Below are 12139 nucleotides of genomic sequence, written 5' to 3' on the forward strand. Positions count from 1 at the left end.
AATAAAAATTCCCGGAGGCTCTGCCATGTAATTTGCAACGTCTACCTCTTTTCCATCCATGATGGCTTTGCCATATTTTTGTACCAGTTTTTCTCGTAATTGTTTTCGTTTAAGTGCTAACGCCTTTTTTTCTTCTTTTGTCATCATCTCTCTGATGTCTTTTTCCTTGTCAACTATTTTGTAAGCATGTGAAAAATCAATATCTTCATATGAAATATTCTTAAATTTTGCAGGAAGTGTTTTTGCAAAATCACTTGTAAAATTTTTCTGAAAAACTTTGTCTTGAGCATATGGTGTGTCTTTCTTTTTTGCCCATTGGTAAATCATCTCTTCCTGATTCAGATCAATATCTACATTCTCTCCTTTGATCTTTATCTTAATTCCATGTGCCTCGTAAGCAGGTGGAAACAAGATTCCATTATGTTGTAGTGTTTTCCATTTCATTTTTCATCAAAACTGCGGACTTTGACAAAAACTCCATTTAATGTGTATATCAATTTAACGTAGTTCCAGATTTAACTAGAAAAGAGTTCTTTTTTGAGATAATTCTCAAATTCTGTATCTGTTTTTGCCTTTTTTGCTTCTAAAAACATCTGTGCATCATTTCCTACGATGTATCTAGGTCTTGGATTTTCTTCTTTTATCGCATTTAGGATTACCTTTGCTACTTCAGATGGTGGTGTTCCTAGCTCTGCCATCATCTTTACCCCCATGATTACTTTCTGGGTGATCTCTTTGTATGGTGAATCTGGTTTTGGCTCTGCAACCTTCATTGAAGAGAAAAAGTTTGTCTTGACAACTCCGGGTTCAATAATTATTACTTTGACTCCAAATTGTCCTAATTCATATCTTAATGATTCTGATAATCCTTCCAATGCAAACTTTGAGCTGATATATGCCGGCGATCCTGGGAATCCAATTTTTCCTGCAACCGAGCTGATATTTACAATAATCCCAGAACCCTGCTTTCTCATAACTGGTGCAACTTTTTGAATAATACTGATAATTCCAAAGAAATTAGTTTCAAACTGTGCTCTGAATTCTTTTAATGGCACATCCTCAACACTTCCAAACAAACCCCATCCTGCATTATTCACTAAAACATCAATACGTTGTTTTTTTGCAAGAATTTTTTCAATGGCTGAACTAATTGATTTTTCATTATCCACATCCAATTCAATGATCTCAAGGTTTAGCTTTTCTTTTTTTGCAATTTGTAATATCTTATCTGATTTTTTGACATTTCTAACTGTAGCAAATGTGTAAAATCCATCTCTGGCAAGTGCCAATGAAGTTTCAAATCCCATTCCAGATGAACTACCTGTCACCACAGCTACTTTTTCCATATTATTGCTAGTAATTTGTCATATTTATCCCATTTTAGACTAGAGGTCTATCTCCCTCAGTTGGTTCTATCAGTTTGGTCTCCTCGCCTTTGTTGATTCTCTGAAGGATCTCCAACGCAGAGTGTTTGTGTAGGAATTCGTTGTTGTTTCCACATCTATATGAGAATGTACAACGAGGACAACCTGCCTCATTTTTACATGGACATTCTTTTACAATGAACATGCTTCTCTCAAGTGCACTCTCAAATCTATCAAATAGTGCTTTACTTGCACCGTTTCCTCCGATTGCACCGTCATAGATGAAAATTAATCCCGAAGTTCCTAGAGATATTCCTCCAAGATCTTGTGAAACCCCGCCAGTTATCATATTGCTTCCTTCAATTACAACATGTTCTGTTGCATGATATCCACTGGCTTCTGTATAATCTTCATCTTCGGATTTTTTTATCTGATTGATTGGTCTTGGAGCATGAAATACAATTCCCTTGGTGATAAAATCATACTCTAATGGTGTATCCAACAAAACTTTCTGCCCCTGTGTTACCTCTTGTCCTAATTCTATGTTGACATAACCGTACACTTTTTTTTCAATGTGAAGTTTGCAAAATGCAACTTCTATTCCGAATGCTTTTCTTCTTTCAAAAACTGTCTCAATTGTTGGCCATTCCTCAGTCAACGCCTTTGTGTAATATGGATAGTCTCTAGAAATTCTCTCCAATTTGGCAAAGTTCTTTTGAGGATATCCAAAGTCTTTTACTCTATATCTGGTTCCTGCAAGAAAGTAAATTGCATCTTTGTGCAGTTCTTCTAATGCTATAGGAAGAATTCTGTCACCTACTTTCTTTTCATTTAAGAAAATATCTATAGATTTTCCAATACCTCGTATGCTGTAATCATTTAACAAAGTTGTAATTTTGTCAAAATTTGCAATTATTCTGTTATTGTTCATCACTAAATTTCCTTGTTTCAGATGCTCTTTGATCACTTCATCATGCTCTTTTAGTTCATGTTTTGAAATTGGTTTATCACATGCCATAGCTAAAACCTGAAATTCTTCTACAAATGGATTCTTTGGATCAATGTATGTTTTTTCAACATCTTCAAAATAATCATCAGGGTGATTTTTGTAGTATTGTGAAATGGGATCATTTCCTAAGGCCAAAAATGCATATCCTCTCTGTCCTTTTCTTGCAGCCCTTCCAATTCTTTGAGTTAATCTGTTTATTGGAATGGTAGATGAAATGACACAATCTACATTTCCAACGTCAATACCAAGTTCAAGTGTTGGAGTACATGAAATTGCTTGAAGTTTATCATCTTTGAATTCTTGCTCTACTGACTTTCGATAATTTGCCATTAGTCCTGCTCTGTGAACTTTGATGTTGATTTTTTGTTTTTTTGCTTGTATTGCCAATAATTCCGAGTTTAGATGTGAGTTGTTGAATATCATTGTCTTGTGATTTTTCTCTGTCATTTTTTTTGTCAAATCAACCATTAGTGCTCGCTGAGTTCTAAGTGATGGGAATAACATTACAAAATCTGTCTGTCCTTTTTTTCCAGAACCTTTGATTATGTTCATTTTTTCGCCAAACAACTGCTCACAAAAATTTTTTGCATCCTCCAATGTAGCAGATGCTGCAATGAATTGTATTTTGTTGCTACATATTCTCTTGAGTCTCTTTACGATATAATGTACATTGGAACCAAATATTCCTGAATACACATGTGCCTCATCTACAACTAAAATCCTTACTGATGAAAGCAATGACGAAAATTTTGTTTGATGCCAAAGATGATAATGCAAAACATCAAAATTTGTAATTAATACCTGTGGAGGATTCTCTAAAATTTCTCTTCTCTCTATTTGTTCTGTATCGCCATCAAATACTTGAACACTTATGCCAATTTTTTCTGCAAGTTTTAAAATTTTTGGATATTGGTCTCGTGAAAGAGCTTTTGTAGGATATACAAATAATGCAAATACTCCTCCTGTGGATTCTTTTTTGATCTTTTGAATCACCGGAATCAAAAATGCTTCCGTTTTACCAGATGCCGTGGGAGCCTCAATTACAATGTTTTCTCCAAATAACACTTCTTCAATTGCTTCTTGCTGAAACTTGTAAAAATTCTCAATTCCAATTTCTTTCAAGTGATTGCTTATCGATTCATCTAGTCCTAACTCTTCAACACTGCTCCCCATTTTGGGTTCAGGATTCTTGAGAACCTTGTACTGTGAAATGTAGTCTCTCTTTGAGAAAAGAATTGATTCTGTAGTTTTATCTGGATTGTTTTTTTCAATCATCTCCTTGATCTCTTTTTCGTCCCTGATGATTCCTTCGTCTTTTAGATTTTCTGAGACTCCTTTTTTTGTCACTAGTCCTTCATCAAATCTTGAAAGAAATTCCAAGAACACCTCGTCAATATTTTTTGAATACTCTAGTAGATCCTCAATGCCACACTTCTCGCATGATACATGCATTTTTTTGTTGAATGTTTTTTGAATTTCTAATTTTGATTTACATTTTGGACATGAAAACTTCAAGTTACCTTAGAGCGAGTCTTTCTAGATTTATTGTTTGACTGCAGATCTTGACTTATTATCATTTCACGACATTATTAAACGAGGAAACAGTCATGATTTTAAAATTATTTATTCTATCACTTTGATTCCTGTAATTACACAAAAGTTGTGTAATAGAATGTGTAATAAGAAAAATTTCCACTCCAGGTTATATCTTTTCGACTCGTTTGTGCCTACACAAAGTAGCTTAGGGTGTATCTTTTACACACTTTTTGTTAAACAGCACGAATAGAGGGTGTATCTTTTGTAGGCAGTACACTTTCTTCTGAAGTGCAAAACGAAGTAATGAAGGCACAAAACGAAGTAAATAAAGTAATTTTCTGACGCCTACAAAAGGTAAGACATGGTACTTCTTTTACTTCTAAAACTTCGTAACTTCGTAATGATTGTAAGAAACTAGTTAGAGCATTGAATTTAGTGTGATCGTTCTATTCTCCAAAAATGAAATCAAAGCTATCTAAAGATTAAACTCTTCAATTGGATTATAAATCATCAAAAATTTATTCCATCATATGATAAAAATTTGCAAAGAATGTAACAAATATGAAAACCGCTCCAGTGATTACTGTAATTAATTTGTGCCAAAAAGTATCTGCAAAAAGTATCCATCACATAATGTCATGTCTGATCAATTGATACAGGCAAGAATCTAAATCCATAATACAGAATAATTAGTATGATGTTAAGAACATATGACAAATATAACTGAAACATATCTCTAGATTGATTTTGCAGCGATCAATGTTGTCTAAAAAATACAAACTTTAGGTAATAACCCCAAATTCAAAGTAAACTTGATGTTATCAGGCAGTCCTCTAGAAAATGAATCTGCCTTACGGGATTTGGCACAGATCTCAATTAATGCCCTAAAAGACCTAGAGATGGCAAAAAAACAGCTCCAAGAAAATGACTTGCGTATCCAGGAGGCAAACAAGATGGCAAATGAAAGGGTCGGCGAGATTACACGTGTAAATCACCAGCTCCAAGAGCAAATCTCCTATGTAGAGAACATGACAAGGTCAATTCAAGAGAAAAATATCCAGCTTCAAAATGACGTAAAGTCTGTAATTGTTGAAAAAAGCAACTACCGCAAACTAAACGAACTGCTAAAATCAGATCTACAAAATGTAATCAAAAAAGAAAAAGAACTGACAGTAAAGCAGGCGTTTCTTGAAAGAAGGATTCAGGAGCAATCTGGTGCACTGGAGAGATCTGAGAAGATGGCAATGATTGGACAATTGACATCAAAATTGGCCCATGACATACGAAATCCATTATCAAAAATAAATCTCTCCCACGATATTTTGTGCCAATCTCAAAACCTCAATGTAATGGATAAAATAAAAAATAGAAATAGAATTGACAGCGAAATTACAAACATTACTCACATTATTGAGGATGTGCTAGAGTTTGTACGGATGTCAGGATTGGATCTAAGGGAGCACACAATAAAGCATGTCTTGGATGTAACAATTAATCACTTGGAGATTCCACCTACTGTTAATTTAAAAATTGAAGGAGACGATGTTGCAGTAATTTGCGATGATAGAAAACTCCAGGCAGTATTTGTTAATTTGATAAAAAATTCTCTTGAGGCAATTCATAATCAAGGCTATGTTACGATAAAAATTCTCAGTTCTAGTACTGGTGTAGAGATTTACTTTGAGGATTCAGGTGAGGGAATTAGTCCTGTAGTGCAATCAAGGATGTTTGAGCCATTATTTACCACAAAACAAAATGGAAGTGGATTGGGACTGGCAATTTGTAAAATGATAATAGAGCAGCATGGCGGAAGACTGGAATACAAGAATCACCCATCCGCCTTCTCTGTCATTCTACCAAATACCGGCCAGAAAATAACTGCTAGATGAAATTATATCCTAAGGCGATCTGATTTTAGTTATTTTATTACCATATTACTTTAATATTTGTGAGTGATACCAAAATCATGGAATCTAAAAGAAAAGTTCCAACTAAAATTTCTAAAAGAAAGACTATTGTAAGAAATTGCGACGATTGTACTATTAGCAGAATAGTTGGTTCTAGTGATGGGGTAGTAATTCCAGCGCGAGCATTTCCAGCAACTGCAAAAAAAGTTTTCACAGATGTCAGAGAAAATGTCAACACTTTACAAATTACTGTTACTCCAAGTTGTCCTGGATGTCCCTGTAAATGGCGTAGTCTTAAAGTAGGCTATATCCGAGTTCACACTGGTCATACTACATTAAAACGAAAAAATTTGGTCATGTCTTGGCAATTAATTGAGCAAGATACACTACCTGCTACCAATCCATACTTTACAATAGCAAATTGTGTGGCTACTATTTCCATTAGGCAATTAAATAGTGATATGAGAAACGGAATAGGCCCATTTACCAAAGCAATCCCAATTGCAATTGGGGGAGTTGTGAGGTGTAATGGAAAAGAAAAAGAAATTCATATCAACATTATTGATTAATCTTTTTTCCTAATGATTCGTGATGTTTTGTGTATGATATGAAAAATTCTTTTCTAGTTTTATTTTGATATTGTAGGTTTCGGGATTTGACCGTACATGCCAATATTTTTTCTCTCACGTAATGCATCAGCTACTACTTTGAGTAAGTTGACACGTTGCATTGGTTTTGGAACAAAACTAAATGCGCCCAAAACCATCATTTGGTTTAACAGTTCTTGATCCTCCGTGTATGCCGTAGTCATGATTACTTTGGTGCGAGCATCATCTCGCATTATGGCTTTGAGCACCTGTATTCCATCCAAACCCGGCATCTTCCAATCAAGTAAAATTACATCAGGTTTGTGCTGTTTGTACATCTGTAGACACTCTACTCCATTTTTGGCAAGAAGTATTGTGATGAATTTAATGTCTGTTTTGATGTGGTGTCTGGCAAATTCTCTAAACGAGTCAGAATCATCAACAATTAACATAATAGGATACTGTCTGCCCATATTCTTACACCTCTGATAAGTGATATAGGGTGTTGTATGATCTCCATGATCACAAAATTAAGAATTAAATTCAATTTGATGTATCAAGTAGGCTTAGCAATGTTATGAAGTTGCCCATAGAATTTTGCATTTTTTCTCTCCCGTAATGCATCGGCTACAACCTTTAACAAATTTATTCTGTTCATGGGTTTTGGAACAAAGCTAAAGGCTCCAAATTTCATAAAATCATTTAAAAGATTTTGATTATCATCATAAGCAGTAGTCATTATTACTTTGACATCTGGATCATTAGTTATGATTGCTTTTAATGTAGACATGCCATCAATCCCGGGCATTTTCCAATCCAACAACACCACATCTGGTTTGTATTTCTTGTATAACTTTAATCCCTCAATAGCGTCCGCAGCCTGAAAAATATTTACAAATTTTATGTCTGTTCTTATGGAATATTTGGCAAAATCCCTAAAAGCTGGAGAATCATCTATTATTAGTACAACCGGATACTGTCTGCCCACGATTAATTTGTTGGATTAGACAATATAGCAAGTTGCCTGATCTGATTAAACATTCAGGATTAACAATAGAGAGAAATTTGATTACCTCTAATTCAATTCTTCAATGCTGAAACTAATATTTGCAATATCACTGACTTCTACAGTATTTGTGAAATTGATTCCTACCAAAGTTAGCTTTGCAGATGCTGCTACGCTTGATGTGGAGTTACATGCTGGTGGTGCTCCTGCTGCAGGTTGGAATGTAGATGTAGGTGCCTCAAGGACAGCACAGACCTGAAATGAGTGTGCGTTGACGGTGTCTTCGTTACCTACTGTAAATATAATTTGTTTAGTTGCAACATTTCCTGCACCATTTACTTCCTCAGTCCATGCAAGGGCAGTAACGTTTCCTCTTGCAGCTGAAACTGCCTGATTGTCACTTGCACCGATTCTGTTGATGCCCCGGGGTTTGTGCTAAGAGTTGCTCCAAAACCGATTGTAGATACAACCAATACGGCAACGCCGATTATTGCAACAAGTGACATTTTCATGAATAAAATTACTTTGGGATAGTAATATCAAACAGCTCGTTTATTTTAAAGAGATGTCAATCAAAGCAGCAGAGATGATTACTGTGTCAAACTCAGATATTTATCAATTCATAGATTCTAAGACCAAAGATTAGAACATGATTCTAGTCTTGGCCTTCCTTTCTTATGGCCTCTACTAGTGACTGGTTTGCCACATCTATCTGTTCATCAGTAATGGAGACGTCTCTTTGTATTATTTCACATTCTTTTATTATTGGCAAAATTTTAAAATTCTCATACTGTACCCTAGTAACTATACATGTAGTGTATTGTTTGTCCCCCTCTAGCTTGTACCTAATCTTTACTGCATTTCCCATGTCTTTCCTTTAATCCTAGTTTGAAACTTGCCATGCAAGCATACTATGTCATTAATGAATAAAAAGTAATACCATGTGATGATTATACTTTAATACATTATAATTTCATAAATCCTGTTTTTTACAAGTTAGATGTGTTGGATTTATCTTAACATCTTGGATGCTTTTACCTATAGAAATAACAGTTGGTACAACGATTTACTTTTTTGTATAGTTTGTAAAAAACGAATCTTCTTTTGCTGCTTTATCTATTTTTTCTTTAAATCATACGTTAATGCCTGTATGCCGTGTTCTTTTTCCAGATGAGATGTGACCTTATTCATCAAATCACGTATGCTAATTGCCATTACTGACCAATCACATTTCATTCCTATATCTACACATTTGAAACTGTGCGCCATGTATTGATATGTCGCCCTCTCTATTTTTGGAGTTATTTGTTTATTTTAGACAATATTTTTGACATGTCTGTTTTATTGATACCACGATTCAGTGTTCCATTTCCATTCCAAGGAGCACTCCCCACACCATTGACAGGTGTTATCCCCGACATAGATGTGACCTTTTTTTGGATGATTGCATTTTTCACACATAGGATCACAGTACGGACAAATCACTATGCTAGTTTTTGCGTACAGTAGTTTTGGCCTATCACATGTTTCACATCTTTGTTCCAGAGACATGTCTGTATTTCTTTTAAGATCTATTTTATTGCTTAATTCATATTTTTTATGAACTTGAGCATTTAGAGAAGGTGTTTACCTTTAGAATGTAAAACAAGTAAATCTCCAAAAGATTGTCATAATTGCACTTGGGATGAATGTTGTGGGGAAATAATTAATTCTTAATTTATACAATGACATATTTCCAAAAAACCAGTTTGTTAGGTAGTGTTAATGATGCGTAATTGCTAAATATGATCATAAAATTTTAAGTTCATTGAGCCTATCTCTTAGTACTATTTTCATATTTTCTGTATTATTGCTTGGAATGATTAGTTACCCATCAATTAATCTTGGAAATACTATTGATTCTAATCAAAACAATTCTAATTTTCTAATCTCTGCATTTGCTGAAGATGGTGAGGATGGAGAAGACGATGAAGATAAAATCAAAACTCCTGATCAATCCACTAGTGAAACTAAACACAATACAGATGATAAAAACAAAAACAACCATGATGACAATGAAGATGAAACTGAAGATGAAACTGAAGATGAAACTGAAGATGAAACTGAAGATGAAACTGAAGATGAAACTGAAGATGAAACTGAAGACCACTTAAATGAAACTGAGATTGAAGTAGAAGTCAAAAATGACAAAGCAATCGTCAAGATACACTTGAACGGTGATAAATACAGATTTGTAGTCAATGATACATCTGAATCTGCAATCATTGCTGCAATTATAGATAAAACGGGATTAACTGAAGAACAAATCAGAGCAGACTGGGATTTTAATACAGAGGATCACAAAGACTCATCTGGTAAAAACGACTCACAAGCTAGTGAAAACATCGTAAAACATGAAAATGATGCTAAAAAAACAGCGGATGACACTGTACTGCAATTACAGCAAAAAATTGATCAACTAGAACAAAGACTGAAAGACCTATTAAATAAATTGGAAAATGGAGAATACTTTGGCCCTGTAACTACTCCTGATGACACTCCTGACTCTTACACTGCATCCTTTACAGGTACTGCAACATCGCTTGATGATGAATCTATAATATCTAATGTGGATGGCAATATCTACTTGGAATCGATCACAACTGGATCACACACTTTCAAACTACGTGTTACTGGTGGTGACATGTTGATAGGAGATACGTTTTATGATTTTATTTTTGGAAAGGCCAGACTTGCATCTTCTGATGGAACTACATCGGTGATTATACTTGGTCAGATAATGAATGACCAAGGAGATGTTAGCACGATTAGATTGACATTGAATACTATAACTCCTATTACAAGCGACTTGAGCGAACCTGTGCCATTCACTGTTGATTCTTCTAGAAGCAAGATTGCAAAGCAGTGGAGTCTTGATGCTGTTGGGGACTTTAGTTTAGTTTAAAATTTCTAAAACTAGAATATTATTAAAAATTACAAAAATTCAACATCATGAAAGTAAGAAGTTAAGAGTGCCAGGTAAAAGTTGAGGTAAAAAGAGTTGACACCCTACAAAAACATAGGCATAAAATGAGTTTAGAAAAAATTATTTGAATAGATAAAATAATCATATAGGTAATATCAGATTAGGTTTTAATCAAAGGTATGTCAGATTTGATAAAAAATAACAAGATTGTGATTGGAGTAATTATTGGAGTAATAATGACAGTATCAAGTATTTTTGTTTACTTGTTCTGGTATGATTCAACTGATAAAGTCACTGAACGAGTACGAGTAATTGCAAACATAGGGGAGGGATGTATTGCTGAAACCCATGACGGTTTTGCAGTAAACATTGGCCCATGTGATGCTTTTCCTGGAGAAGTCATAGTTGCAACATTCGATGTTAAGAGTAAGAAACAAACAACAAATTCAACAAAATGAGATAGAAAATCTAAGGATGATTCATCATGTTATCGTCCATGCCAGACATGTTATCAGTCATGTTTGAGCCTAACATACTCATCATTTGTTTTAGTGCTTCTGGATTTTCTGACATGTGACCTATCATTTGTAATCTTAAATCAGGATCATTCATCATAGTTGACATCATTTTTGACATAAACACATGATCTTCTTTCATTATTTTTGACATCTGTTCTACATTTTTTGGATCCTTTGCCATCCATTCCATCATATTATTTGGATTTTGCATCATTTGATAAAACATTTGTTGTCTAACCTGAGGATCATCCATCATCCAAGTCATTGCTTGCGGGTTTTGCCCCATCATTTGATTAAACATATTTTGATTGTGAAATGCATTCATTGATTGGTTTGAATTTGAAGACACTGCATAACCAATACCTATACCTGCGAAAAACAACCCAATGGTTATTCCTATCCAGACATTCTGACTAGTCATATTTTTTGACAGAGGTTGTGACTAATATACCAATAAGATCAGTATCTTTTTTGATAACCAGAAAACAAATTATTTTATTATTTTAGCTTCTCAACTAGTTCTTGTTTTTTTGGAACCCCTGTAAACTCTAGTTTTCCATCAATTACAACTCCTGGTGCAGTATAGATTGGATATTTTTCCAAATATTCTGGTTTTTCTGTAACATCAATAATATCATATGAAAAGTTTAGTTCATCTAACATTCTTTCAACAACACTACAATTAGAGCAACCTGGTGTTGTTAGGATTTCAATTTTTTTCATTTGTCCTCAACAAACTGATCAGGATTGCTCTCAAATGCCCATCTACAAGCAGCACTGCAAAACTTGTATTGTTTTCCTTTGTGAGTAATCTCTTCTCCTTTTTGTATGTCCATTCCACATACTGGATCCTTCAAGCTGTTGCCTCCTCCTTTTTATGAAATCTGTACCAAATTATTGGAAATACAACCAGACCAAACAAAACTATTGGGACATAATCCATTGGGATGTTTGATTCTTCATGTTCATGCTCTGGCATTTCAAATTCAGCTGGAATTGGTGTCTTCTCTACTAGTTGATTCCATCCTTGATGAACAAAGGTGTGTTCGTACCATTCGTGTCCTTCTGGCAATCCATTGATTATCAAAAATGCACCAATGACAATTAACATCCATCCAGTGGCATTTTCAATCTTGACTCGCTTTGTAGTCAATCCCTTAGTTACACTTATTCCAAGTATTGCCAAAACTGACATGAGAATTAGTGGAATTGCTCTACCCACTCCGTGCACTAATCCAAGTGATGCA

16 protein-coding genes and 2 pseudogenes are annotated in these 12139 nt (G+C 34.5%); 6 read left to right on the forward strand and 12 right to left on the reverse strand.

The window, feature by feature from the left end; all coding sequences use genetic code 11:
• The 3 genes and pseudogenes from BG20_RS03790 to BG20_RS03800 form a co-directional block, all read right to left on the reverse strand.
• A pseudogene (locus tag BG20_RS03790) lies at positions 1 to 444 on the reverse strand (DNA topoisomerase I); the annotation flags it as partial.
• 71 nt (positions 445 to 515) lie between these two features.
• Positions 516 to 1346, reverse strand: coding sequence for an SDR family oxidoreductase (locus BG20_RS03795; RefSeq protein WP_010191138.1), 831 nt, complete (start codon positions 1344 to 1346; stop codon positions 516 to 518).
• Between the two features lie 34 nt (positions 1347 to 1380).
• Positions 1381 to 3888 (reverse strand): DEAD/DEAH box helicase, encoded by a 2508-nt coding sequence (locus BG20_RS03800; RefSeq protein WP_010191140.1) that lies wholly within the window; start codon positions 3886 to 3888, stop codon positions 1381 to 1383.
• 836 nt (positions 3889 to 4724) lie between these two features.
• Between BG20_RS03800 and BG20_RS03805 the strand changes: the two genes are divergently transcribed.
• Together BG20_RS03805 and BG20_RS03810 are read left to right on the forward strand one after the other, a co-directional pair.
• Positions 4725 to 5798 (forward strand): sensor histidine kinase, encoded by a 1074-nt coding sequence (locus BG20_RS03805; RefSeq protein ID WP_010191142.1) that lies wholly within the window; start codon positions 4725 to 4727, stop codon positions 5796 to 5798.
• A 77-nt stretch (positions 5799 to 5875) separates the two neighbouring features.
• Entirely contained in the window at positions 5876 to 6385 is a 510-nt protein-coding gene (locus BG20_RS03810) for a hypothetical protein (protein WP_010191145.1), read from the forward strand.
• A 59-nt stretch (positions 6386 to 6444) separates the two neighbouring features.
• Here BG20_RS03810 and BG20_RS03815 read toward each other — a convergent pair whose 3' ends face one another.
• The gene (locus tag BG20_RS03815; RefSeq protein WP_010191147.1) at positions 6445 to 6876 is read right to left on the reverse strand and encodes a response regulator transcription factor; all 432 of its coding nucleotides are present in this window, start codon (positions 6874 to 6876) and stop codon (positions 6445 to 6447) included.
• A gap of 83 nt (positions 6877 to 6959) precedes the next feature.
• On the reverse strand, positions 6960 to 7391 hold the full coding sequence (locus BG20_RS03820) for a response regulator transcription factor (RefSeq protein ID WP_010191148.1): 432 nt from the start codon (positions 7389 to 7391) through the stop codon (positions 6960 to 6962).
• Between the two features lie 103 nt (positions 7392 to 7494).
• Here BG20_RS03820 and BG20_RS12650 point away from each other — a divergent pair, with 103 nt between their 5' ends.
• Positions 7495 to 7668, forward strand: a complete 174-nt coding sequence (locus BG20_RS12650) for a hypothetical protein (RefSeq protein ID WP_193353016.1) — start codon at positions 7495 to 7497, stop codon at positions 7666 to 7668.
• A 12-nt stretch (positions 7669 to 7680) separates the two neighbouring features.
• Complete coding sequence (locus tag BG20_RS13760; protein WP_256359086.1) at positions 7681 to 7803, forward strand: hypothetical protein; 123 nt, start codon at positions 7681 to 7683, stop codon at positions 7801 to 7803.
• Positions 7804 to 8064: 261 nt separating this feature from the next.
• Here the strand turns inward: BG20_RS13760 and BG20_RS03825 are convergent, their stop codons facing one another.
• The 3 genes from BG20_RS03825 to BG20_RS12380 form a co-directional block, all read right to left on the reverse strand.
• The gene (locus tag BG20_RS03825) at positions 8065 to 8277 is read right to left on the reverse strand and encodes a hypothetical protein (protein ID WP_010191149.1); all 213 of its coding nucleotides are present in this window, start codon (positions 8275 to 8277) and stop codon (positions 8065 to 8067) included.
• Positions 8278 to 8525: 248 nt separating this feature from the next.
• Positions 8526 to 8678 carry a DUF1059 domain-containing protein gene (locus tag BG20_RS11870; protein WP_010191150.1) on the reverse strand — a complete coding sequence of 51 codons (153 nt, stop codon included), beginning with the start codon at positions 8676 to 8678 and terminating at the stop codon, positions 8526 to 8528.
• Between the two features lie 32 nt (positions 8679 to 8710).
• Positions 8711 to 8866 carry a hypothetical protein gene (locus tag BG20_RS12380; protein ID WP_157999275.1) on the reverse strand — a complete coding sequence of 52 codons (156 nt, stop codon included), beginning with the start codon at positions 8864 to 8866 and terminating at the stop codon, positions 8711 to 8713.
• A 350-nt stretch (positions 8867 to 9216) separates the two neighbouring features.
• On the opposite strand from BG20_RS12380, the gene BG20_RS03830 reads away from it, so the two are divergent.
• Positions 9217 to 10353, forward strand: coding sequence for a cell division protein ZapA (locus tag BG20_RS03830; RefSeq protein ID WP_133936223.1), 1137 nt, complete (start codon positions 9217 to 9219; stop codon positions 10351 to 10353).
• Between the two features lie 200 nt (positions 10354 to 10553).
• Positions 10554 to 10832 (forward strand): hypothetical protein, encoded by a 279-nt coding sequence (locus tag BG20_RS03835; RefSeq protein WP_010191152.1) that lies wholly within the window; start codon positions 10554 to 10556, stop codon positions 10830 to 10832.
• Between the two features lie 10 nt (positions 10833 to 10842).
• Here BG20_RS03835 and BG20_RS03840 read toward each other — a convergent pair whose 3' ends face one another.
• From BG20_RS03840 to BG20_RS03850, 4 genes and pseudogenes are all read right to left on the reverse strand, one after another.
• On the reverse strand, positions 10843 to 11313 hold the full coding sequence (locus tag BG20_RS03840) for a hypothetical protein (protein ID WP_010191154.1): 471 nt from the start codon (positions 11311 to 11313) through the stop codon (positions 10843 to 10845).
• Positions 11314 to 11390: 77 nt separating this feature from the next.
• Entirely contained in the window at positions 11391 to 11615 is a 225-nt protein-coding gene (locus BG20_RS03845; RefSeq protein WP_010191156.1) for a thioredoxin family protein, read from the reverse strand.
• Positions 11612 to 11749 carry a YHS domain-containing protein gene (locus tag BG20_RS11875; RefSeq protein WP_010191157.1) on the reverse strand — a complete coding sequence of 46 codons (138 nt, stop codon included), beginning with the start codon at positions 11747 to 11749 and terminating at the stop codon, positions 11612 to 11614. The genes BG20_RS03845 and BG20_RS11875 overlap by 4 nt, the downstream gene beginning before the upstream one ends.
• Positions 11746 to 12139 (reverse strand): annotated as a pseudogene (locus tag BG20_RS03850) (cytochrome C biogenesis protein); the annotation flags it as partial. The pseudogene BG20_RS03850 and the gene BG20_RS11875, both read right to left, overlap by 4 nt.

The organism is Candidatus Nitrosarchaeum limnium BG20 (genome assembly GCF_000241145.1).
In the GTDB taxonomy this organism is placed as follows: Archaea; Thermoproteota; Nitrososphaeria; order Nitrososphaerales; family Nitrosopumilaceae; genus Nitrosarchaeum; species Nitrosarchaeum limnae.